Annotated in this window: 22 protein-coding genes and 1 pseudogene; 13 read left to right on the forward strand and 10 right to left on the reverse strand. The window is 47.9% G+C overall.

Going from position 1 to position 22,101, the window contains the following annotated elements:
* The first annotated feature begins 383 nt into the window (after window positions 1–383).
* From zds to AM1_RS16775, 7 genes and pseudogenes are all read left to right on the forward strand, one after another.
* Window positions 384–1,862, forward strand: a complete 1,479-nt coding sequence (gene zds / locus AM1_RS16745) for a 9,9'-di-cis-zeta-carotene desaturase (protein WP_012164067.1) — start codon at window positions 384–386, stop codon at window positions 1,860–1,862.
* Window positions 1,847–2,290: an SRPBCC family protein gene (locus tag AM1_RS16750; protein ID WP_012164068.1), complete on the forward strand. Its 444-nt coding sequence runs from the start codon at window positions 1,847–1,849 to the stop codon at window positions 2,288–2,290. The genes zds and AM1_RS16750 overlap by 16 nt, the downstream gene beginning before the upstream one ends.
* Window positions 2,291–2,347: 57 nt before the next feature.
* Window positions 2,348–2,944: a pentapeptide repeat-containing protein gene (locus AM1_RS37650; protein WP_012164069.1), complete on the forward strand. Its 597-nt coding sequence runs from the start codon at window positions 2,348–2,350 to the stop codon at window positions 2,942–2,944.
* Between the two features lie 128 nt (window positions 2,945–3,072).
* Window positions 3,073–4,323: an IS256-like element ISAcma7 family transposase gene (locus tag AM1_RS16760; protein WP_012160773.1), complete on the forward strand. Its 1,251-nt coding sequence runs from the start codon at window positions 3,073–3,075 to the stop codon at window positions 4,321–4,323.
* Between the two features lie 39 nt (window positions 4,324–4,362).
* Window positions 4,363–4,670: pseudogene (locus AM1_RS16765) on the forward strand (transposase); the annotation flags it as partial.
* Between the two features lie 106 nt (window positions 4,671–4,776).
* Window positions 4,777–4,974, forward strand: a complete 198-nt coding sequence (locus AM1_RS16770; RefSeq protein WP_012161283.1) for an IS4/Tn5 family transposase DNA-binding protein — start codon at window positions 4,777–4,779, stop codon at window positions 4,972–4,974.
* Complete coding sequence (locus AM1_RS16775; protein WP_012161282.1) at window positions 4,971–6,188, forward strand: IS4 family transposase; 1,218 nt, start codon at window positions 4,971–4,973, stop codon at window positions 6,186–6,188. Before AM1_RS16770 ends, AM1_RS16775 begins: the two co-directional genes overlap by 4 nt.
* Here the strand turns inward: AM1_RS16775 and AM1_RS16780 are convergent.
* Together AM1_RS16780 and AM1_RS16785 are read right to left on the reverse strand one after the other, a co-directional pair.
* Window positions 6,136–6,684, reverse strand: coding sequence for a hypothetical protein (locus tag AM1_RS16780; RefSeq protein WP_148215756.1), 549 nt, complete (start codon window positions 6,682–6,684; stop codon window positions 6,136–6,138). The genes AM1_RS16775 and AM1_RS16780 overlap by 53 nt on opposite strands.
* A gap of 38 nt (window positions 6,685–6,722) precedes the next feature.
* The gene (locus AM1_RS16785) at window positions 6,723–7,292 is read right to left on the reverse strand and encodes a Uma2 family endonuclease (RefSeq protein ID WP_012164071.1); all 570 of its coding nucleotides are present in this window, start codon (window positions 7,290–7,292) and stop codon (window positions 6,723–6,725) included.
* 97 nt (window positions 7,293–7,389) lie between these two features.
* Between AM1_RS16785 and AM1_RS16795 the strand changes: the two genes are divergently transcribed.
* Window positions 7,390–8,263 (forward strand): IS630-like element ISAcma25 family transposase gene (locus AM1_RS16795; protein ID WP_148215757.1). Its coding sequence is split into 2 segments (ribosomal slippage): window positions 7,390–7,719 and window positions 7,721–8,263, totalling 873 coding nucleotides; the frame shifts between segments, so codons are not numbered across the junction.
* 36 nt (window positions 8,264–8,299) lie between these two features.
* On the opposite strand, the gene AM1_RS16800 is transcribed toward AM1_RS16795, so the two are convergent.
* From AM1_RS16800 to AM1_RS16810, 3 genes are all read right to left on the reverse strand, one after another.
* Window positions 8,300–9,610, reverse strand: a complete 1,311-nt coding sequence (locus tag AM1_RS16800) for an IS701-like element ISAcma8 family transposase (protein ID WP_012160919.1) — start codon at window positions 9,608–9,610, stop codon at window positions 8,300–8,302.
* The gene (locus tag AM1_RS16805; RefSeq protein WP_012164072.1) at window positions 9,567–10,046 is read right to left on the reverse strand and encodes a DUF4347 domain-containing protein; all 480 of its coding nucleotides are present in this window, start codon (window positions 10,044–10,046) and stop codon (window positions 9,567–9,569) included. The genes AM1_RS16800 and AM1_RS16805 overlap by 44 nt, the downstream gene beginning before the upstream one ends.
* 176 nt (window positions 10,047–10,222) lie before the next feature.
* Window positions 10,223–11,137: a pyridoxamine 5'-phosphate oxidase family protein gene (locus AM1_RS16810; RefSeq protein WP_012164073.1), complete on the reverse strand. Its 915-nt coding sequence runs from the start codon at window positions 11,135–11,137 to the stop codon at window positions 10,223–10,225.
* A gap of 548 nt (window positions 11,138–11,685) precedes the next feature.
* Between AM1_RS16810 and cpdA the strand changes: the two genes are divergently transcribed.
* Window positions 11,686–12,483 carry a 3',5'-cyclic-AMP phosphodiesterase gene (gene cpdA / locus AM1_RS16815; RefSeq protein WP_012164074.1) on the forward strand — a complete coding sequence of 266 codons (798 nt, stop codon included), beginning with the start codon at window positions 11,686–11,688 and terminating at the stop codon, window positions 12,481–12,483.
* A 91-nt stretch (window positions 12,484–12,574) separates the two neighbouring features.
* The gene (locus AM1_RS16820) at window positions 12,575–12,928 is read left to right on the forward strand and encodes a hypothetical protein (RefSeq protein WP_238548996.1); all 354 of its coding nucleotides are present in this window, start codon (window positions 12,575–12,577) and stop codon (window positions 12,926–12,928) included.
* Here AM1_RS16820 and AM1_RS16825 read toward each other — a convergent pair.
* The 3 genes from AM1_RS16825 to prfB form a co-directional block, all read right to left on the reverse strand.
* The gene (locus AM1_RS16825; RefSeq protein ID WP_012164076.1) at window positions 12,925–15,249 is read right to left on the reverse strand and encodes a tetratricopeptide repeat protein; all 2,325 of its coding nucleotides are present in this window, start codon (window positions 15,247–15,249) and stop codon (window positions 12,925–12,927) included. The genes AM1_RS16820 and AM1_RS16825 overlap by 4 nt on opposite strands.
* A gap of 569 nt (window positions 15,250–15,818) precedes the next feature.
* A complete protein-coding gene (locus AM1_RS16830) occupies window positions 15,819–16,478 on the reverse strand; it encodes a Fe2+-dependent dioxygenase (protein WP_012164077.1) in 660 nt (219 codons plus the stop codon).
* A protein-coding gene (prfB, locus tag AM1_RS16835; RefSeq protein WP_148215935.1) for a peptide chain release factor 2 occupies window positions 16,475–17,585 on the reverse strand; the annotation gives its coding sequence in 2 pieces (ribosomal slippage) (window positions 16,475–17,512 and window positions 17,514–17,585; 1,110 coding nt in all). Before prfB ends, AM1_RS16830 begins: the two co-directional genes overlap by 4 nt.
* Before the next feature lie 250 nt (window positions 17,586–17,835).
* Between prfB and AM1_RS16845 the strand changes: the two genes are divergently transcribed.
* Window positions 17,836–18,630, forward strand: a complete 795-nt coding sequence (locus tag AM1_RS16845) for an E3 ubiquitin ligase family protein (RefSeq protein WP_012164080.1) — start codon at window positions 17,836–17,838, stop codon at window positions 18,628–18,630.
* A gap of 22 nt (window positions 18,631–18,652) precedes the next feature.
* On the opposite strand, the gene AM1_RS16850 is transcribed toward AM1_RS16845, so the two are convergent.
* On the reverse strand, window positions 18,653–19,324 hold the full coding sequence (locus AM1_RS16850; RefSeq protein WP_012164081.1) for a diguanylate cyclase domain-containing protein: 672 nt from the start codon (window positions 19,322–19,324) through the stop codon (window positions 18,653–18,655).
* 766 nt (window positions 19,325–20,090) lie between these two features.
* Between AM1_RS16850 and AM1_RS16855 the strand changes: the two genes are divergently transcribed.
* Entirely contained in the window at window positions 20,091–20,531 is a 441-nt protein-coding gene (locus AM1_RS16855; RefSeq protein ID WP_012164082.1) for an NADAR family protein, read from the forward strand.
* Window positions 20,532–20,551: 20 nt separating this feature from the next.
* A complete protein-coding gene (locus tag AM1_RS16860) occupies window positions 20,552–21,388 on the forward strand; it encodes a GNAT family N-acetyltransferase (protein WP_012164083.1) in 837 nt (278 codons plus the stop codon).
* A gap of 68 nt (window positions 21,389–21,456) precedes the next feature.
* On the opposite strand, the gene AM1_RS16865 is transcribed toward AM1_RS16860, so the two are convergent.
* A complete protein-coding gene (locus AM1_RS16865; protein ID WP_010468615.1) occupies window positions 21,457–21,882 on the reverse strand; it encodes a Fur family transcriptional regulator in 426 nt (141 codons plus the stop codon).
* Between the last annotated feature and the right edge of the window lie 219 nt (window positions 21,883–22,101).

Here is a 22,101-nt window from a genome sequence, read left to right on the forward strand (position 1 = left end):
TTATTCAAACAGTGAAAATCTAAGGTGCAAAGTAGCTTGTGTCCTAGTCGAGATAAGCTATTGCTGACGTCATGTTGCAGCAAAATAATTTAAATTTCAAAGAATGATTTTTGCTGAATTAATTTAAGATCAATCCTGTCTAACCATTTCAGTGAAATGATTTTAAGGAAATTATTTAGTAATTTATCTGCAAAAAATTGCTAAATAAAGTCTCTGAATAGAACTTGCTTAACGTCTTTTTATCTCCTTTGAAATAAGCCTCAGAAAACGGCATTAGACTAAAAACTTAAATTACTCTGTCAAAAGATATGCAATAATTTGTTACATTCAAGATCTGAGCTGTATGAGTAACAGTTCAAGCCCTTTGTTTGAGAAAAAGAAGCATGCGTGTTGCGATTGTTGGTGCGGGTTTGGCAGGGATGGCCACCGCTGTTGACTTAGTGGATGCCGGTCACGAAGTCGAGCTATACGAAGCTCGTCCCTTTGTTGGTGGTAAGGTCAGCAGCTGGGTTGATGACGACGGCAACCATATTGAAATGGGCCTGCATGTCTTCTTTGGCAATTACCGTCGCCTGTTTGACCTGATGGCAAAGGTAGGGGCTTTAGATCACTTCTTGCTAAAAGAGCATGTTCATAACTTTGTGAATAAAGGTGGGCGTCTTGGGGCCCTGGACTTCCGGTTTTTTGCTGGGGCGCCCTTTAATGGCCTAAAAGCCTTTTTTACGACGTCGCAACTGTCCTTGAGAGACAAGATTCAGAATGCGATCGCACTCGGTACCAGCCCCATTGTTCGCGGTCTAGTCGATTACGAAGGGGCCATGCGCAACATCCGCGCCCTAGATAATGTCAGCTTTGCCGATTGGTTCCGCCGTCATGGTGGCAGTGACGGCAGCATCAAACGTATGTGGAATCCCATTGCCTATGCTCTTGGGTTTATCGACTGTGAAAATATCTCCGCCCGCTGCATGCTCACCATCTTTCAGATGTTTGCGGTCCGCCGCGAAAACTCCATGCTACGGATGCTCGAAGGCTCACCCCAAGAATATCTGCATCAACCCATCATTAACTACTTAGAAGAGCGGGGCGTTAAATTTCATCTGCGTCGGCGCACCCTAGAAGTGATGTACGACAACAAAGATGACGAGACCCATATTACCGGCCTCCGAGTGGCGAAGGAAGAAGGGGATGAAATCATTACAGCAGATGCTTATGTTTGTGCCTGCGATGTCCCTGGAATTAAGCGTCTGATTCCAGATGATTGGCGCCACTGGTCAGAATTTGACAATATCTATAAACTTGATGCTGTTCCTGTGGCCACCGTGCAGCTCCGCTTTGATGGCTGGGTCACCGAAATGAACGACCCCCAAGCTCGTAAACAAGTGGAAAAAGCAACGGGATTGGATAACCTGCTCTATACTGCCGATGCTGATTTCTCGTGTTTTGCCGATCTAGCCCTGACGAGTCCTAGCGATTACTACAAAGAAGGTGAAGGGTCCCTCATGCAGCTGGTGCTAACCCCTGGCGATCCTTTTATCAAAAAGAGCAATGAAGAAATTGCTAACCATGTCCTTCAGCAGGTTCAAGAGCTGTTCCCCTCGGCCCGAGATCTCAATATGACTTGGTATAGCGTGGTTAAGCTGGCCCAGTCTCTCTATCGAGAAGCGCCCGGCATGGAACCCTATCGCCCCCACCAAAAAACACCCATTCCTAACTTTTTCCTAGCCGGAAGCTACACCAATCAAGACTATATCGATAGTATGGAAGGGGCTACGATTTCCGGCCATCAAGCTGCCCAGGCTATTTTAGAAAACGCGACTACGATTCAGCAACTGAGTGAGAAATATCCATGTCAGATTGGCTAGAACATAGTGAACAAGTCGAGGTCCCCGTTAGCATTGACGCGGCGTGGGACCTCTGGTCTGATTTAGAACTCATGCCCCAATGGATGAATTGGATTGATTCCGTTGAAATCCTCAAAGATAAACCCGAGTTATCCCGATGGACCCTGTCTGGAGGCGGTCTGACTTTTACCTGGTTATCTCGCATCCTCAAAGAAATTCCCAATCAAATTATTCAATGGGAATCTGTGGATGGCTTACCCAATCGAGGGGCGATTCGCTTTTATGATCGCAAACAAGATACCAGTGTGGTCAAACTAACGGTTGCCTATAAAATTCCCGGCGTAGTGGGGGAGTTTATGGATAATCTGTTCCTGGGGAATGTGGTGGAATCCAATCTCCGAAGCGATTTACAACGTTTTCGAGAATATGCCATTCAGAACCAGTCTTAGATCGCCGCAATAGATTTGTATGGCTAGTAGACTTGTATGGCTAGCAGCAAACGAAGGATGATGCAGACGACTGCTTGGCATCTAGGGTTCGTAACCGTAGTCGTGAGCATGGCTAGCGCTGCTGTGGCCGCCAATCCAGACCATGTTCAACAGGTCAAGCAAACGGGTTCTTGCCCAAATTGCGAATTAAGCCATGCTGATTTACAGAATCTTGAGCTAGAAAAGGCAGACCTTAGTCGCGCTAATTTGAGTCATGTCAATCTGAGTGACGCTAACTTAAGAAAGGCCAATCTGAAAGGTGCCAACTTAACAGCAACCAATTTAACAGCGACCAATTTACGCGGGGCTCAGCTCCAGGGTGCTTTTAGTCAGGATAAATGTGACGACGTCTATGCAGAGTTAGCCCAGTTGGGTGTATTTGCAGTCCTGAACCCATTTTGTCGCTCTGATCAGGCTCGTATCTGTTCCCTGGCTGAAATGGTTGATTTGGCACGCATCATTGATGTTCCCCTCAAGGTATCCTCCGAGAATGTAGAGATGCCTGGGTTGGTTCAAGGTTTTATTGACCAGTTCAGGAAGGAAGATACATGGCTGGATCGCGTGCGTACGCATTTTTACAAAGCTGATCTTCAAGGCGCGAATTTAACTGATTGAAGTGACCCCCAAGATTCGGACAAGTCCTTAAGCATCGTAATCTTGTACCGAATGAGGGAAATTAATGTGGGACTGTTCAGAGTTTTGTGTAAGCGGTCTAGGATCCAAACACATCAGGAGACCGTACGATGTCTAGAAAGAAAAAAGCTCCCAATCGAGTCGATGAACTGTTAGATGAACTCATCGGAGAGAACCCTCAACCGGAAGATATTCTGGGCGAATCAGGACTGCTTAAACGACTCAGCAAACGCCTAGTGGAACGAGCCCTTGCAGGTGAATTGACTCATCACCTGCAGCAATCCTCCAACGATCAGTCAGGTGATGAGAATTCTAATGGCCCCAGAAATAGTCGCAATGGTTACTCGAAAAAGACCGTCCAGTCTGAACAAGGAGAGATGGACCTATCGATTCCTCGTGACCGTTGCGGCGAGTTTGAGCCTGTCCTGGTGCCTAAAGGCCAGCGACGCATCGCAGGGCTCGATGAGAAAATCATCGCCTTATATGCTCGGGGCATGACCACCCGTGATATTCGAGCCCAATTGGTGGAGCTGTATGGGGCCAATATCTCTGAAGCTCTGATTAGTGACGTCACCAATAGCGTCATGGAAGAGGTCAAAGACTGGCGTTCAAGGCCGCTGGATGAGGTGTATCCGATTGTCTATCTTGATGCGCTGTATGTGAACATCAAAGTCAATGGTCAAGTCAGCAAGCGAGCTGTCTATGTCGCTTTGGCAGTGACTGTGGAGGGCAACAAGGAACTGTTGGGATTATGGATAGGAGCCGCTGAACGAGAGGGAGCAAAATTCTGGCTTTCGGTGCTCACAGACCTTAAAAATCGAGGAACTCAGGATATCTTGATTGCTTGCTGTGATGGACTCAAAGGTTTTCCTCAAGCGATTGAGTCGGTCTACCCTCAGACCCAGGTGCAGGTTTGTATTGTCCATCTTATTCGTAATAGCCTTCGCCATGTGCCGTGGAAGGAAAGTCGAGCCGTAGCTGCAGACCTCAAGCCCATTTACCAAGCGGCCACTTTGGAAGAGTCTGAGGCTGCGTTGGATGCATTTGCCCATAAATGGGACGAGACGTATCCTGGCATTAGCCAAATCTGGATACGACATTGGGATAATGTTGCCCCGTTGTTTCAATACCCAATGGCCATCCGTAAGGTTATCTACACCACCAATGCCATTGAGTCGCTCAACCGCTCACTGAGAAAGGTGATTAAGACCAAAGCGGTTTTCCCTAATGAAGAGTCTGTCTACAAATTGATGTTTCTAGCGATGAGGAATATTTCGAAGCGATGGACCAGACCAATTCTGAATTGGAAGGCGGCGCTGTCCCATTTTGCTATTCTGTTCCCAACACGATTCAACTATTGAATACACTGCTGCTTACACAAAAATCTAAACACTCTCTTAATGTCATCAAAACGTCGTCAATATAGTGCTGAGTTCAAAGCTCAAGTGGTCTTACAATTGTTAAGCGGTGAAAAAACGAGCAGTGAATTGTGTCGCATCCATACCCTGCACTCTAGCCTCCTCAACCGCTGGCGCAAGGAATTTCTAGCGCACGCCAGTAGCATTTTTGAGAGTCAGAACAACGACGACAACGCTGAAGCGAAAATTGCTCAGTTAGAGCGTCTAGTCGGCCAATTGACGCTGCAATTAGAGATCGCAAAAAAAGCCTCACTGTCCTTACACCTAACCAAAAACGGCAGATGGTGAGACCTGACTTTTCACGGTAAATTCTAGAGCGCTTTCCCCATTGCGATTGTAGGGAATTGTTCTCCATTCAGCTACGATGACCAAATCCTGAGTTTGGAGATGATTAGGATGCAGACATGGTGGAAGAAGAATTTTGCTGAGTGTCAATTCAACGATGACCGAAGGTCGGTCGTAGACCATCAGCGCTTGACCCATCGAGCTCTCAAAATTGGTCAAGCGATTAGTGCAAACTTCGGCCAAGCCCTGTTGAGCATTTTCAAGACTGCAACAGATCTCAAACGCTCTTATGAGTTTTCGCTAATGTGAAAACCAACTTCTCTCAAATCATTACTCCTCATTGCCATGCAACTGCCCATGCCATCACCGAGGAAGAGATTACCTTGTGCGTGGGTGATACGAGCTTTTTAGACTACGGAGGCATCAAGAAGAAGCGTCAAGGCTATGGTCCTCAAGGCAATGGGGGGAATGGCTTATTGCTCCACAGTGCCTTAGCTGTTGACCCCGAGCAAGGCCAACCATTGGGGTTGCTATGGCAAAAGGTATGGAATCGTCAGCATCGACCCCAGCCTCCGAAAAAGGAAACCCCTCGACAAAAGAAGAAGCGTCAGGCAAAGGCGCGACAAACTTCTCGGAACCGACCCTTTGAACAAAAGGCATCCTATCGGTGGGTCGAAGCGATGCAAGCCGTAGAAAAGATAGTGAGTCCTTCTACTCGTTCCATTCATGTGTTTGACCGAGAAGGAGATATTGCCGAAGTGTTTGAGCGGCTCAATCACCTCAACAACACAGGGGTTGTGGTTAGAGCCTCACATAATCGTCGGCTTGAGCAAGACCCCAATCGACTGTGGAAAAAACTGGAAGCCCAAAGTATTCAATTCGAGTATGAAATTGACTTACCCAAAACGAAAGACCGGAGTGCACGTACAGCCAAGCTAGTGGTGCGCTGTTGTCTCGTCCAACTGCAGCGACCTACCCGTCTAGCTGATAGTCATCCCCTCCAGGTATACGCCGTCTATGCCACAGAAGTAGATCCCCCAGAGGATGAAGACCCAGTGTCATGGATGTTGCTCACGAGTGAAGCAGTCACCACTATGGAAATGGCTCAGACCATTTTGCGCTGGTACACGTACAGGTGGAGAGTGGAGGAATATCACAAAATTCTCAAATCGGGGACTCAGGTGGAGCGGTATCGTTTGGCTGCTGAGGGGATGAAAACCTTATTAGGATTCCTGTGTGTCACTGCTGTAGAACTGTTACGCTGGACCTACTTAGAACGCACATCCCCTCAACGGCCTGCTCAAGATGTCGTCACACCTTTACAGATTAAAGTTCTCAGAGCGAAGACATCGAAGGTTCCCAAAAACCTCACGGTTGCATGGGCAGTGAAAGCAGTTGCACGACTTGGAGGATATCTGGAGCATCGTCGCAACACACCGATGGGGATTCAAGTGCTTTGGAAAGGATGGGCTAAGTTAAATCTCCTAGTCGAGGGCTGGCAGTTAGCGACCCAGGAGACTTAGCGGGAAAAGTCAGCTCCACAGAAGCGCCATCATTCCAGTACAAAATTCCCCAGGGCCATTCATGCTGGCAATGCTCAAACCATTTAATATGTTTTTCAATGAGCTGGTGCTTAATCTCCATATCATCTGGGACTAAAGCTCGTGCTTCCTCTAGTAGAATCCAATCTGTTTTTTTATCGATCTGTTCCCATAACTGAGAGCATGAATACAAATTTTGCATAGTTGTAAGTAAACCCTTTATACTCCACAGTTCTTGCTGTCTATAGCGATGCAGCAGTGCCGGGAAAACGATTTCTGAGTAAAGCTCATGCCGAATGTTGTGACCAATTTTGTGACCGTTTTCCTGTTCCCAAATCGGCAAATACTCTTGGGTCCAGGCAATTTTTTCTTCCATGCTCTGGAATGAACGAATAAAAGCCAGCAAAGGCTTGCGAGCCTCTTTCCTCAAGCCTTGTTGTTTAAGCTGGCAATATTGCTGAAAATAGTCTGGCTGCATTGGTTGTATCAGAGCTAGCAAACGGGATTGGCCGGTAACTAGTCCAGCAACCAATGCACCATATCTTGTACCGTTAAGTGCACATCCGATGCAAAGTTCGGGACAGACAGGGAGCGATCAGAAGAATCCATATCAAACACTTGCAAAGCCTGCTCTGAGGCGTACACAAAAACCGTTTGTTCTGTAGGATCAATCAGCCAACCGAGCTGAGTGCCATGTTGGAGACAAAACAAAATTTTCTTAGTGGCCTTCGTCTGACTTTTATCCGGCGACAAAATTTCAACAATCCAATCAGGCGCAAGGGAAAACGGATTGGCAATGGAGCCATCTTCATCTCTAGGAATTCGCTCCCAGGTGAAAATTGCAATATCTGGAACGATCGAACGTCCAGCAAAGGTACAGCGTAATTCGGGAAAAACTCGCCCTCTTTTTTGGGGCTTTAGCACCCTTTCCACAGCCATCGTCAAATCCCGCTGAATTGTGCTGTGTTTCCCTTGGGGCATGGGCTTTTGAACAATATATCCGTCAAGATACTCGCTGGCAGTTTGCGTTTCTGGCCGCGCCAGGAATTCTGATAAGGGAACGGTTTGAGCAAGGGCTTGAACCATAATGGATAGCTGAAAGAGAATCGCTATGTCTCTTATAGCAGTCGCCATATTGAGAAGGACTTAAACTAGAGAAGTATTTTATTCCTTCTCCTATGTGATGCCCAAAATTTATAGTTACGACCTACGTTGCAAAGTGATAGATGCGATTGAGCTAGATGGGATGCGCCCTTCAGAAGCGAGTGAACTGTTCCATATCAGTCGTAACACCATTAACCAATGGCAACACCTCAAGGCGGAAACGGGTGATTTGCATCCCAAGCCAGTCCATCATCCTGGCCATAGCCATAAAATCACTGACTGGGACAAGTTTCGAGCGTTTGCCCACAAGCATCGTCATAAAACCCAAGCTCAGATGGCTCAACTATGGGATGGAGAGATTAGTGATCGAACCATCTCAAGAGCCCTCCAGAAAATCGGATTTACTCGAAAAAAAAACATATGGGTACCGAGAACGAGATAAGCACAAACGGGCAGCGTTCATCAAACGTCTGAGTACCGTGGACCCAGACGATATCGTCTATGCGGATGAGTCGGGCATGGATCATCGAGACGAGTATGACTATGCTTATGGCCCCAAAGGTGAGCGGGTTTATGCTTTGAAGACTGGGCGTAGAAGCGGCCGAGTCAATATGATTGCGGCGTTGAGAGCAAAGCAGTTGATGGCACCGTTCACGATCGAAGGAGCTTGCAATCGGACTGTGTTTGAACTTTGGCTAGAGCGTTGCTTGATACCCGTGCTCAAGCCTGGGCAGAAGCTGGTGATAGATAATGCCACTTTTCACAAGGGAGGACAAATACAGGAATTAGTGGAAAAAGCAGGATGTGAGGTTTGGTATTTACCGCCTTATTCCCCTGACTTGAACAAGATTGAGCGGTCTTGGTCTTGGATTAAAAGTCGCATCCGTCACCAATTAGAACATTTTGGATCTCTCAGAGAAGCAATGGAACATGTTCTACATCTAGTGTCCTGAATAGAATGGCGACTGCTATAACCCTCTTTTATCACTTTAGACAGAGAGAAAATCAGGATGCTTGAGCAATTTCCTCACCAGTGGACAGCAAAATGCCTCCATCTTTGATGTGAGTTGCTCAAACCCCTTTTTCAAAGCACGGCTGGGAAAGACTTCTAACCAGCGCTTTAGAAGATTCCAACTGATTAACGGTTGAATGATCAAGCGCACATTATTGAGCAGATTCTTCCACCCGTTTTGGTTATCCCACCAAGGATGCTGCGCAAAGTGTTGATGTGCCACTGGACAAGAGTCATTGAAGACATCAGCGAACAAACTCACCATCAAGAAAGCGCTCATCACTATCTCCCACCACTTTTCAATTTGTTCGTAGTGCGTCATGCGAAAATCAGCCCAACCCAAGGTATCTTTAGACTGTTTGAGACCATACTCAATCCAAGTTCTGAAGCCATAGCAATCCCCAATTTCATCCAGCTTGATCTCGGGTGCCGCTGCCATGACATAAGAGGTTGAGTTCTCTGGTAGCGTTTGGGGGTCCGTGGTTAATAGCCAATAGCGCTTCTGGTGGTGTCGCTGGCCATAAATGATCTCTTGCCTGTAACGAGTTTCAGTGGTGCCATTGCTGAAGGTTCGTTCAAATGACTGCCACGGTTCGGCAAAGACTGCTTGTTCTGCGGGTAACCACACCGCATGATTGCTACGAATCGCTAGGATATAGGGCAGCTTTAACTCCTCTAAGACATTCACAAAGTTTGTTTGAGCTTCCCCATACAAGCTGTCAGCCAGGACGAGCTCAAAGCAAAAGCCCATCCCTTGCAACTGTCGGATCATTCCAGCAGCAATTTGGGGTTTGCTGAGATACTCATCCTCCTCTTTAAGACGTTCTCGGGGTTTGTACACTTCAAAGGACAAAGGCAAAATCATCCCTTGAAACAGCCCGTAGGCAGTGACTGCGACGATGCCATTCTCTTTCTTGCCCACATTGCCGATATACTGCCGTTTCACATAGTCGGTACTCTTGCCTTTTTTGCAATCGCCCGTCTCATCGATCAATAGAATTAACCTGCGCCCATCCAGTATTTTCAAGATGATGTCCAATCTCTTGTCAGACAAATGTGACGCTACCCAAGGTGATTCACTCAGAAAATGATGCAGGCTTTGATGGTTCTCCAAGCCCACTGCTCTTGCAATGGCGGGCAATGATTTACGTTTGATATCACTAATCATCCCCAGATGGAGATGCTTGAAGGCTTCATAACTGCGGACTTGGGGAAATAACTCTGCAAATAGTTGGCAGTACTCATCAACAAAGCCAATGGTTGGTTCTGGACTTCTTGAAGCTGACATCACTCATTAGAAAAATAGAAACTGAGAATAGTCTATTTTTTATCTGTCTAAAGTGATAAAAGAGGGATAATTTGCTACTGTAAATGATCATTTCGGTTGTCTGGGTTAAATAGGAGCGCCATTGCCGAAATTGATCGGCATAGGCCCAAAGGTTATCCTCACTCAAGCAGGTGCTGCCCACCTTTAATCGTCCTGGAGTGCTATGGCAGATCAAATATAGGTTCGTCCAGGCTTGAGATTGGCTGAGCAGGGATTTCATTTGAGCGATACCATCGGTTTGAGCATTCAACACGCAAACTTCCATCCCGAGCAGTGGACTGGCGAGTAAATATGGATAGTTCTGAACTGCCGCATCAACCATCACTAGGGTTGATGCGGTCAAGGGACGATCGCCTGTGGGAGGAGAATTCTGGAGCAGGGATTGAGCGCTAAGCATAATGGGGTCTCGATCAATGCAGAAAATGCTATTGCTGAGAGAGAGCAGAATCAAACGCAGATATCACACTTTTTAGGATACCGATGTTGATCAGAAAAACTGCCTCACTTTTGTCTCAGTTTTTCCCAGTTTTGCCTAATACCTTAAAACGTTTATGAGACCGTGCTTTCAAGGATTTAAGGGGCAGAAAGTTGTGGGGGGATGACGGGGGAAAATTCTCCAAACTGCCATCGCAGTGGACAAACATGGCGAATCTCCCTCACCTGTTCAATCGTTACCTTTACAAGGCGCTGGGCCCCATTGAACTGTTGCTGGCGAGGGTCATCCCACAATAGCTCTGCCTTGCCGGTCAATTGCAGCGTATGACCGTGGTCAAAATCTATGATGAGTAGCCCCACCTGAGGGTTGACAGCAATATTTCCAAAAGACTGGAACATATTATTGCCTTTGTAATCCGGGAACAGGAGTTGATTGGGATTCACCACCTGTAACACCTCTGGAAAGCCTCCTCGGTGGGAAATATCCGCTCCCTTCTTTGGATGGGCCGTAGCGATAAAAAACGTATCTGTATGGGCAATCCAATCTTGCTGGGCGGACGATAGGTGTGATGCTGATTCTGCAGGTGCAGGGGTGGCCCTGGCATGGTCGTTAGATATCAAATAGCGGGTTTGAAGATATTTCGGACAGTTGAAAAAGACCTGCTGGACCTGAAGTTGCATGCCTTGTTCAGTCACGTTTTCAGCATAGCCATTAACCCGTAGGCGACGGCGAGCTGATAAATCCAGGGTGAGGAGCCCCATGGTGGGATTGGTGTGAAGATTTTGGAGTAGTTGTGAATCAAGGGTGGAGATGGGATTCAGGTTGAGCGTTTGGGGACCGGTCACGGTTAGAAAGCCAGGTGGACCGGTGATCAGAGAGGCCCATAGGCGACCGCTGGGGGCGATGGAACTTGCGATCGCAAAAGGTCTGGACCGTAAAAATTCAGTCGCTGCTGGCTCAAACCCGTGCTTAAGGGCACCGGATACTCGTTGGGCCGCAGCTTCCACCCCTGCTTGCTGTTGAACGGCCAGTTCTCCCTCATGAAAAGGCATGATTAGCTCCTAAATGAGATATATGAATAGACCCCGGTATTCTCATCTATAGGGCTAAAATAGATGATTTACTTCCGCTATTTAGAGAAAAATAATCAACAGGGGCTATCAGCTCTTTTTATGCAGAAATAGCACGAGGTATTGGCTATTCTAATGCCAGTCCAGACGGTTCCCCTGAATAATCGAAATTAGAGTAGTGCCCTTGTTCATATCATTTTGAAACAGCATCAAAATGAGACGTAAATAAACTCTAGTGGAAGTAAAGGAAAGATGAGGATACAAGCTTGTGCTGGCCCGCTTTAGAGAGCTGTGATTTATATCACGCCAATCACTGGCTGAGAACATTACGATCAGGCTTGTGCCTAGATAGGCTAAAGAACATAACCTGAGAGATATCCTATCAAGATTGGGCATGCTCATGAGTAAGAGAAAGCAAAAATCATGAGGACAGGATTTTTTCCGTCTAGCTGATTTGTCACTATCCAATCAGGTATCCTTTAGGTATAGCTATCAAGGATATTTTTTGGCTTCTAACTACTAGTAACGGAATGAAAAAAAGCTCACCTCTATTGATTGCTCAATTGTCGGACTTGCATTTATTTGCAAACCCTGACCGTGATCTCTTGGGGCTGAATACTTTTTCTTCTCTAGAAGCAGTCGTACAGAAATTAAAACAGCTTCCTGTCCTTCCTGATCAGCTGTTACTGACGGGAGATTTAGCACAGGATGAAACTCCTATTGCTTACCAACAGATTCAATCCTTAATTGCCCCCTTGCAGATCCCCACCTACTGGCTGCCGGGGAATCACGACCATCTACCCACCATGCAGGCCACCTTTACAGCGCCTAGCTTTCAGGCTCATAAGTCTTATCAGATGGGAGATTGGCACTTTTTACTTTTAGACTCCAGCGTGACTGGAAAAGTCTATGGTGGCTTGTCACCGGAGAGTTTAGATTGGCTCAATCAAGAACTAGAGCAGTGCGATCCCCAGCCCACACTGATTGCGCTTCACCATCCTCCGTTTGCGATTAAATCGGATTGGCTGGATCAAATTGGCCTCCAAAACTCGGACGATTTATTTGCCATTCTCGATAGACATTCCCACGTTAAACTTGTGGTGTTTGGTCATATCCATCAGCAATTTGAACATCAGCGTCGGAGTATCCATTATCTCAGCACGCCATCGACCTGCATTCAGTTTGCCCCTCACAGTAAAACCTTTGCCCTAGATCATGCGCAGCCAGGATTTAGGCTCTTTCAGCTCTATGGTGATGGCTCTTTTGAGACTGAAATTCATCGCGTCATGTTTGAGAAAACCTTAGATTTTTCTGCCAAGGGATATTAAGGTTTTGTTGTTAATTTCATTTCGACGCTCGTCCTTCAGTATGCTGCTTATTAGAAGGATACTGAGTCTATAACCGCTCAAATAAACTTATATGCTAGCGCTATACATGCTTGGAGCGGGTCTGATTTTATCTGGCTTGTTTATGGGGTTGACATGGTTCGGTGGGCGGGTGGTTCGCCAACAAGGACCTATGTTGGGATTTGTGGGGGCTGCTTTGATGATGGTGTTAGCCCTGCTTCCCTTTGGCTATCTGACGACTTATGTTTGGCGAGCATTCCAAGCCAATGGATGGGCAGAACGGGCTTATCAAATCTGTTTTACCGCTGCAGTGGCCGTGCCGATGTTTACAGGCGTATGCTGTGCGCTCTTGTTACTGTGGGCCTCCTTAGCTGCCCAGCGGCGTCAACGTCGGCGGCACCAACGGCGGGTGCGTCAGCGGAGTTAAGGGAGAGTGGTACAGGCTAACACCCGCTGAACCTGACAGGGTGCATCCATGACTGTGAAGAGTTGGGTAGCTTGGTGGAAGGCTTGGTTGCGATCGCAGATCTGATGCATGGCCTGATAGGTCAACCCCCACTGAAAATACGCTTCTGCTAAGTCACAGGTCGCATTGAGGGGGTTGAACAGGGCAATCGCCTGATTGTGATCGGCCACTGCGAGGTTGAATTTGTCTTGCAGTCGGTGAATGACGGCACGTCCCGTTAGGGTGCGGGCCTGGATATGGGGATAGTGGCTGGCTTCCGCCACGGTTAGGGCCTGCTCAAACAGGGCATGGGCTGAGGACAGGTCTCCAAGAGCGGTGTAGGTTTGGCCCAGGAGCTGCATAAAGAAAGCCAGGCGGGCGGCTTGCTCTGTTTCCGGCAGACGCTCTCCCCAGGCTTGGGTGGCGAGCTGTTGTGCCTGCTCGGTCTGGCCGAGGTGAGTTAACACCAGGGCTAAGCAAATGGAAGCTTTTGGTACCCAACGGTCCTGGTCGGTTTGGGTGGCAATCTCGATTACCTGCTGAAAGCAATGGGCAGAATGTTCTAATTCCCATAAATCTAAGTGGTACAACCCTAAACTGAGGTGGGAATCGAGGACTTGAATTTGAAAATGACGGTGGTGACGGGGGTCTAAGTCTGGGGCTGCTAGGGCTTGAGTGGATAGACTGAGGGAGTCCCGTTGTAGGGTTATCCCTTGGCGAATCTGTCCCGTGCTCCAATAGTAGTCCGCCAGGATATTTTGGAGTTCGCAATAGCTGCGATCGCAAGGCAGATGCGTCATTAATGACGGTAACTCTCCTAGCAGAGACTGGTGCAACCCCATCCGATAGAGACTGCTGCCCAGGGATAAGTATTGCTGCCACTGGTTTTGGCGCACCTGGAGCAGCACGGCTGCTGCTTGAGAATAGTCTTGAATGGCTTTGTAGTGATAAAAGGCTTCTAGGGCCTGCAAGGCATCTTCAGTGGTCGTCAGGGTTTGAACACTATCGGACCAGTATTGGGCGGCATGGCGGTGGGCCTGTTGCCAATCAGAACTGGGCTGCAGACGGGCAATAGAAGCAGCACGAGTGACGGGATGCAGCCAATATCGACCTTGGCGGCACTCTATCAATGATCGGTTTTGCAGAGACATCAGACTGGCTCGTCGTTTTGCTTCTGGTACTTCCCAGAGCAAGGCCAAAACGCCTGCTTTGGAAAGGGTGGCTAGGGTCTGGTATCGATAACAGCCCAACCGACAAAATAACTGATAGGCTTGGGGGTCCAGGTTTTGGAGACGGTCAATTTGATTATTAATCAGATGGGCTAGATCCGCCGCAACCAGCAAGTCCTGCTGTTGATCTTGCCAAAAAGCTGCTGCATCGCCACCAAAGTCGGACCGGATCGACCCGCAGAGCAGGGTCATAGCCTTGGCGTTGCCTCCATAGGCCCGATGCATTTGCTCTAGTAGCGTTAGGTCGATGGTCAGCTCCTGCAGCTGAAAATACTGCTGCCAAGCCTCCACATCTAAACCCGAGAGTCGGTAATGGTGTAGGTTGAGGCTGGCTTCACAAATGCGATCACGACTCGTTACCAAGGTTAATCCCAGATTACGAGGGTCCGTGAGGACTCGAAATAGCTCCACATACTGACGATGCTTTCCAATCAAGAGTCCTTGCTGATCTAGTGCAGGCTCCAGATTATCCACTAGGACTCCAATGGGGCGCTGTTGGAGATGGCGTTTTAAGCGATCTAGACTAATGCCGAATTCTAGTCCTGGCTCTTCATGTAAATCCCGTGTTAACCATTCCTCCACCACCCGCTGGACCGAGGTGATATTGTCGGGCTCTTTGGCCATCAGTAGCTCTAAGACGATTTCAAAGTTTTGGCTCTGCAAATATTGCTGGGCCAACGTCGTTTTTCCTAGCCCCCCTTCCCCTTGGATGGCAATGGCCGTTGCCCCTTGCTGGTTGAGGTGGCTGAGACGGTGGATGGCTTGATGTCGCCCAACGAAGTCGGGCCGATAGGCCTGTTCAGGTGGGACGGAACCATGCCTATGGGCTGTCAGAACCTGGCGAAGGTTCTTTTTTGTGATTTTCTCGCCCAATATCTGGGATAAGAGCTTCCATAAATCTGACCCTACATCTTTGGCATGGCCTTCAGTACAGCCATAGGCATCGGCAATATCAAAGTATTTGGATCCCAGCCAAACCTGCCTCAGAATCGTTTGCTGTAATTCGCTGAGACGCTCACCCGTTTGAGCAATCACAAGCTGTTCCACTTGTCTCAGGGCCTGATCTGCATCCATGGTTGAGGGAACGATCTTTCCTTAATCTCCAGTCTAGCCCAGCCCTAACTGGGGATAGATAGGAAAAACCCCACCGGTACTATGGCTAAAAACCGGTGGGGAAATGAGATCTGCTGTGAAAAATTGGTTAGAGGCTCTAAAACCTGTTAGGTATGGACATCTTGACTCAACACCCACGGTCCCACTTGCGGGAAACACGTCAGTAGACTGGTTTTGCCTGTCTTTTGTTTCACAAGTCGGTTCTGAATAGAACGCCTACCTATGAGACCGTTACTAGTACTGCTCAAGGATCCAGCTTGGGGCAGATAATCGGTCAAGTCCTCCGTATAGGCGGTTGGCACAGACGGAGGTGAGGACGACAAACTCACATGGGAGTGATAGGAATGGCAGCTCGCTCAAGCTCGCGGGGTAAACCGGAAGAGTTGTGGTGGCTGACATCGCCTTATTTATTAGTATTCCAGCCTCAGGTCTGAGAACGTGATGGCGCTCATGTTTACCTTGTATAAGCTGGGGTATAAGTTTTCTGGTGTGTGCAAAAAAAGACAGATCACCGCCAAACCTGGTGGGCTTTACTCTGCCCACTGACGCAACAGATTGGCATGGCTTTTAGAAATGAGGTCAAATTCTGGGGTTTTGCCGTGGGTGGCAAACAGAGATCGCCGAGCTGTATCTAAATCAAATAACAGCTCGCGTTGTTGGACATCCCGCACGAGACTCTGCACCCAGCCCACAGCCACCAAGCGGGTCCCGGAGGTGACCGTCTCGACCCGGTGAATGGTGGAAGACGGATATGCGATCGCAGAACCAGCTGCCAATTTATAGGTGTGAACCCCATCGGCTAGTTCCACACAGAGTTCTCCCCCTGTATAGTCCTCGGGCGCATTGAGAAATAAAGTAAAGGACACATCCGAGCGCGCCCCACCCATAAAGGCGTTATCCACATGGTCTCCGTAAGACATGCCTTCTTGATAGCGACTAAATAGCAGTGTATGAATGGACCGCGGTTGAATCGCGACCTTAAACAAAGGATGACGCAGGAGAGCGGACTTGACCCGCTCTTTCAGATCCATACTACAAGCTGCTTTGCCCGCGAGTTGAGTATTGTTTTTGACCAATTTGGCATGCCAACCTGCGGTGGTTTTGCCATCGACAAAGTCTGCCGTTGCCAGCACATCCTTCATCTCGGCGAGTTCTTCGGCGGTCAGCACTTCGTCAATCGTTAAGATCATGAAGCGATTTGATTCTCCTGACGCAAGTACGCCTCAATAAAGTTATCTAGGGCGCCATCCATCACACTCTCAATAGCGGTGGTTTCTTGGTTGGTCCTTAAGTCCTTCACCATCTGGTAGGGATGAAACACATAGTTGCGAATTTGGTTGCCCCAGGCTGCTTCCACGGCATCACCGCGAATATCAGCAATCTCTTTGGCCTTCTGTTCTTGAGCAATCACCAACAGCTTGGCTTTCAGCAATGCCATCGCTTTTTCTTTGTTTTGCAGTTGCGATCGCTCCTGGGTACAGCGCACCGCTAACCCCGTCGGCACATGGACAATACGCACCGCCGTTTCCACTTTGTTAACGTTCTGGCCTCCCTTACCTCCGGATCGAGAGGTGGTAATTTCCAAATCCGTATCGGGAATATCAAGCTCCACCTCATGATCGAGTTGGGGCATGACTTCTATCCCAGCAAAACTGGTTTGCCGTTTGCCGTTGGCGTTAAACGGAGAAATACGGACCAAGCGATGCGTCCCTTTTTCCGCTTTCAGATAGCCATAGGCATAGCGTCCTTCCACTTCCAGGGTTGCTGATTTAATGCCAGCCTCGTCCCCTTCCGAGAGTTCTGCCAGATGCACCTTATACCCCTGGCGTTCTGACCAGCGGGTATACATGCGCAGCAGCATTTCCGCCCAATCTTGGGCATCCGTCCCACCGGCTCCCGTATTGATGGTCAGTACAGCTCCCACCTTGTCATAGGGACCCGACAAGAGTTGCTGTAATTCCCATTGATCGAGCTGCTGATTGAGCTGCCTTAGGTTCCCTGCCGCTTCTTGTAAGAGGCCTGCATCTTCTTCGAGCTGCAGCAATTCGACTAAGGCTTCGGCATCGTCTAGGGTGCCTTGCCAGTCCTGCAGTTGGGTCAAATGGGCTTTAAGGTCGTTGAGATCCTGTAAAACCTTCTGAGCTTTTTCCTGTTCATCCCAGAACTCTGGCTGGGCTGCGAGTTGTTCAAGATCGTTGATTTGAGCATTGAGGGCAGGCAGGTCAAAGATACTCCTGAGTTTTACCCAGGCGCTCAGATAACTGTTCGACTTCTCGCTTTAGCTCTAACACTTCCATAGCCAAGTTGTACTCAAAATACATTCCTGATTGTAGTGGATTCATCCCGAAGTTAACCGAACCCTCGACATTGCTTGGACCCCGCTTCTCTAGGATGAGTGATGTACCCCTCGGCACCTTGGCAGCAACCCATGTTTAAGACATGATGAGGATTAAAGCTTCGGTAACTTTACAGGAGCCCCAGTCCTCTATCTCAAGCGATGTTGGTCAGAACCAAAGCATTCTCGGGCCAACAGGAGTGCAAGCTTCCATGAAAATCATTGGCATCATTCTGATTGTTATCGGTATTATTCTGTTTTTTGTTTACTCCAATCTCAAACGTAAACTGGCGAGTTTGCGTCAGGCTCGGCCTGCTAGCATTGCGGAGCTGAACCATTTGGCCAGCGAGATTGCCCTAGAGATGGGCTCGGGGAGCTGGCGCGATTACGTCAAACTGAGGGGCACGATCCAATGTGACCAACCCTTAATATCCGAGCTTAAGCAAATGCCTTGTGTACATTACAACATGACAGTTGTTCGGGAGTATGAAGAGCAGGTAACGGAACGAGACAGTGATGACAAAGTGGTCACCAAGACCCAACGTGGCTCGGAAACCCTTTCGCAAAACCGTGAGTCTGTGCCTTTCTTTTTGCAAGATGATACGGGTGAAATTTGGGTAGAGCCTGAGGGGGCTCAAATTGAAACGGTGCGGGTGTTGGATGAATTTAGTCCAGAACAGCCCTCAGGAGGACAACTTTCGTTTGGTGGTTTTTCCTTATCCCTCAGCAGTGCAGAAACGGGTCGGCAGACGATCGGCTACCGCTATCAAGAGTCCGTATTACCGGTTCAGCGGCAAGTCTTTGTGGTGGCTCAGGTCAGCGATTTCAACCAAAGCCTCGTCCTGGAAAATCCAACGACTAAAGGCCAACGATTTGTGATTTCCCTGAAGTCAGAGGAAGCCTTAGCCCAAACCACACAAACATCAGTTACTTATGCTTTCTATGGCATGATTTCGACCCTAGTGGTTGGAGGATTGCTCGTAATCTTTGGGTTGCTCTCTGCTTAGGCAAGCGTGTAGCAACGAGGCCTTATCGGCCCCCTTCTTGGAGAATGACGCGGTTACCGCCAGCTCTTTGGGCTTGGCGGAGAGATTGTTCGGCGGCAGCGATGGAATTAACTGGAGATAACTTTGGGGTTGGCACAATCGTCGCAATCCCCAAACTTAAGGTAATGGCTTGGTCTGGTAAAGGAGACGTCGGACTGTCTTTGAGCGCTTTGACCCGGAGCCGAATTTTCTTGGCGATACAGGCTGCTTCATCAATGGAGGTTTGAGGGAGCAGGACCGCGAAGGTATCGCCATGATAGCGGGCCAGCATATCTGTAGAGCGCTCAATATTGGCTTGAATGACTTTAATCACTTGTCCAATATAGGTATTGCAGGCTGAGTCACCATATTGTCGGCGCAAGCGGTCAAAGTCATCTACTTCACATAGAAACAGAGATAAAGGCTGTCGGTCTTGCTCCAAGCGTTGCCAGATACTATCTAGTCGGGTGTCAAAATGAGAACGAAGTGAGACTTGCACCACACTTTTGCGAGTCCATCGCTGCTTCACTTGCCGATAGAGACGGGTGGGCTGAAGGGTTTGCCATAATCTCAGGGGCAATGATGTCAGCGCAAAAGCCTTGGGTTGCTGCAACGGTTCAAATGAATCTGTTGGTTTTGACAAATCATTCGAGTAAAAAGGAGGTTGAAAAGACACTCTGGTACTCCATAGAGCTGAATCGAAGCTGAATCGCCAACTTCCTCATCATTTGGATAAAGGTGACCAGGTATCTTTCTTCAAAGAGAACCTAGTATCTATGACCTTTCTCCCCTAAGGCCATAGAAACCGTTGACTCGCAGTTAGCAATATCAACGTGCATATCGAGGAAGAACCGATTCTAAACGGTCTGAAAGCTATAAGGAATGGCTGTTTAATAGCCAAAGACGTAGTATTACGACTAAAAATGCAAATCTATCTTAGCGCAACAACGGCTGAAGTTTGATAATTCCTGTGACAAAAGTTTTTGATGGCCAATTTTATTCATTCTGGTGAAAAATGACTTGTCCTAAGAAGGATTAAATCTTGATGATCGGCTTTTGTAGTATTTTGTAGTATAATTAATTATGATTGTCTTAAGCTTTGCAAAATCAACATGGTTAAGCATATTTACACCTGGATAATGCCCAAAAATGAGCAAGATAGTAACAATATGTAGAAAAATCCTGATAATCAATGTTAACGGTCATTTAAGGCCTGCTAGCGTTACTAGTTAAAGATAGCTATACACTCTAAACTGGATCGCCGATACGAAGATTAGATAAGTATGCATTTCCTACATGGATATTTGTGGCTCTTCTGACCCTATAAAGCTAATAGAATGCCTTGAATGTAGAAAAATCTCAATATTTTCAGTTCTATACTTATTTATTTCAACCATCAGCCTGAGCCTCCAAGAAATAGATCAATTAGTTAGTAGAAAAAGATGGCAATTTACTTCTATTCAAGTAGAGAGAAGCCCTATGGTTGTTTTTCTAATTTTTCAGCCCATGGGTTGACCCTAGATGGCGTTTGGTGGCCGACGAGTGAACATTATTTCCAAGCTCAAAAATTTGTAGGCACTCCCCATGCGGACCAAATCCGTCAGGTGAAATTGCCTAAGGATGCGGCTCGCCTAGGAAGACAGCGGACTCGGCCCCTACGGCCTGACTGGGAAGCCGTAAAAGATGATGTCATGCGTCAAGCGGTGCTGTGTAAATTTGAGACCCATGCAGATATTCAAGACATTTTATTGTCAACGGGTAATCAAGACTTGGTTGAGAATGCTCCTGGAGATTATTACTGGGGCTGTGGTCAGAATGGCACAGGTAAAAATATGCTAGGGAAAATTTTGATGGAAGTGCGAGAGAGATTGCGGGCGGGTTAGCGCGATGGCGGCTTGAGGTGATGAAATTAATCCTGTTTGAAGATGCTGTAACGTTTTGCGATCGCACCCAACCTTACTTATTGCACTATCCAGCTGAACATAATCTGCTGCTGGGGATTCAAAGTGCTCTGGTGCGGGTGCCAGAAGCGTTTACCACGTCCCCCGATCTATTTTTGGTGGAATCGGCAGGAGAGATTCAGGCCGTGGGGATGCGGACCCCTCCTTATAATTTGGTGTTGTCGAAGGTCCAGGACTTAGGTGCTGTCGACATCATTGCCGACTATTTTCAGCAGGTTGAGACTACTTTAGCCGGTATCAATAGTTTTGTCGGTGAAGCTCAAGCCTTTTCTCAGGTGTGGCAGTCCCACACGGGACAATCCAGCACATTAAAGATGCACTTGCGGATTCACCAATTGACCCAAGTCCATCGACCAATGTCGGTTCAAGGCTATTTCCGGAAGGCAACGAGACGAGATCGCAAACAGCTGTTGGAATGGTCAGAGGCGTTTTCTCTGGAAACCTTTGGTGCCCTGGAAACGGATATCGAACGCATTCTGGACTTACAGCTCAAACGTCAAAACCTGTATGTGTGGTGCGATCGCAAACAGGTCTCGATGGTGGTAGGACGGGTGTCTCAACCAGGAGGGGGCCGCATTGGCCCAGTCTATACGCCCCCAGACTGTCGGCGACGGGGATATGCAACGGCCTGTGTCGCTGCCGTGAGCCAAATGCTGCTCGATCGCGGTGCCCAGCGCTGCTGCCTATTTACTGATATTACGAATCCGACGTCTAACCATATCTATCATACCATTGGGTATGAAGCCGTTTGTGACTGGTATGACTATCGTTTTGCCTAACGAGCTGTTTGAGAGCCTTGGCTTTTAATAGGTTGGGTTCTGAATGGCAGTCTGAATGGGTAGATAGCCTATTCATCGGTGTGACAGCATTCGCAATAGCCATGCACGGTAATCTCATAGCTCTTCACCTGCAGCCCTGAACGTAATCCCTGAAAATTGGGTGTCTGGAATTGTTCCCAGGGAATATCTTCCACTTCACCGCAAGACTGACATCGAAAATGGTGGTGGGGGTCAATATTGGCGTCATAACGACAAACGCCTTCTTCCAAGAGCACCTCTCGTACTAACCCCACATCTCTTAAGGCCTGAAGGGTTTTATAGATCGTGGCCTGAGAAGAGGTGGGCGCCTCTTGATTTAAATCGCTCAAAAGTTGTTCTGCAGTGGGATGATCAGAACGGGCCAGTAAATCTGCATAGACGGCAAACCGTTGAGGGGTGACTCTTACCCCTTTGGCCTTCAGGGTTTGGATAATACTATCCGCTTGTCGTTGCATGTATACCTCCTCCAATGTGCCAACCTCATACGGTTGGAGACATCTGGTTTTCAGCGACCTTAGTACCTAAACTAGCACTCTAAGATACGAGTCGTCCATTTTTAGAATTCACTCATACAACTAAGTAATTATTCTCATTGTTTTATTCTTAAAACAGAATTATTCTGAGATAAGTTCGGAGATTGATCGTTACATCTGCAAGAATTTGCAAGCCAATAG

This window comes from Acaryochloris marina MBIC11017, from assembly GCF_000018105.1.
Lineage (GTDB): Bacteria > Cyanobacteriota > Cyanobacteriia > Thermosynechococcales > Thermosynechococcaceae > Acaryochloris > Acaryochloris marina.

Excerpts from the sequence above, each read along its gene's own strand:
- zds (WP_012164067.1), top strand. The coding sequence starts at position 384 with ATGCGTGTTGCGATTGTTGGTGCGGGTTTGGCAGGGATGGCCACCGCT.
- AM1_RS16750 (WP_012164068.1), top strand. The coding sequence starts at position 1,847 with ATGTCAGATTGGCTAGAACATAGTGAACAAGTCGAGGTCCCCGTTAGC.
- AM1_RS37650 (WP_012164069.1), top strand. The coding sequence starts at position 2,348 with ATGATGCAGACGACTGCTTGGCATCTAGGGTTCGTAACCGTAGTCGTG.
- AM1_RS16760 (WP_012160773.1), top strand. The coding sequence starts at position 3,073 with ATGTCTAGAAAGAAAAAAGCTCCCAATCGAGTCGATGAACTGTTAGAT.
- AM1_RS16770 (WP_012161283.1), top strand. The coding sequence starts at position 4,777 with ATGCAGACATGGTGGAAGAAGAATTTTGCTGAGTGTCAATTCAACGAT.
- AM1_RS16780 (WP_148215756.1), bottom strand. The coding sequence starts at position 6,684 with ATGCAGCCAGACTATTTTCAGCAATATTGCCAGCTTAAACAACAAGGC.
- AM1_RS16785 (WP_012164071.1), bottom strand. The coding sequence starts at position 7,292 with ATGGTTCAAGCCCTTGCTCAAACCGTTCCCTTATCAGAATTCCTGGCG.
- AM1_RS16800 (WP_012160919.1), bottom strand. The coding sequence starts at position 9,610 with ATGTCAGCTTCAAGAAGTCCAGAACCAACCATTGGCTTTGTTGATGAG.
- AM1_RS16805 (WP_012164072.1), bottom strand. The coding sequence starts at position 10,046 with ATGCTTAGCGCTCAATCCCTGCTCCAGAATTCTCCTCCCACAGGCGAT.
- AM1_RS16810 (WP_012164073.1), bottom strand. The coding sequence starts at position 11,137 with ATGCCTTTTCATGAGGGAGAACTGGCCGTTCAACAGCAAGCAGGGGTG.
- cpdA (WP_012164074.1), top strand. The coding sequence starts at position 11,686 with ATGAAAAAAAGCTCACCTCTATTGATTGCTCAATTGTCGGACTTGCAT.
- AM1_RS16820 (WP_238548996.1), top strand. The coding sequence starts at position 12,575 with ATGCTAGCGCTATACATGCTTGGAGCGGGTCTGATTTTATCTGGCTTG.
- AM1_RS16825 (WP_012164076.1), bottom strand. The coding sequence starts at position 15,249 with ATGGATGCAGATCAGGCCCTGAGACAAGTGGAACAGCTTGTGATTGCT.
- AM1_RS16830 (WP_012164077.1), bottom strand. The coding sequence starts at position 16,478 with ATGATCTTAACGATTGACGAAGTGCTGACCGCCGAAGAACTCGCCGAG.
- AM1_RS16845 (WP_012164080.1), top strand. The coding sequence starts at position 17,836 with ATGAAAATCATTGGCATCATTCTGATTGTTATCGGTATTATTCTGTTT.
- AM1_RS16855 (WP_012164082.1), top strand. The coding sequence starts at position 20,091 with ATGGCAATTTACTTCTATTCAAGTAGAGAGAAGCCCTATGGTTGTTTT.
- AM1_RS16860 (WP_012164083.1), top strand. The coding sequence starts at position 20,552 with ATGAAATTAATCCTGTTTGAAGATGCTGTAACGTTTTGCGATCGCACC.
- AM1_RS16865 (WP_010468615.1), bottom strand. The coding sequence starts at position 21,882 with ATGCAACGACAAGCGGATAGTATTATCCAAACCCTGAAGGCCAAAGGG.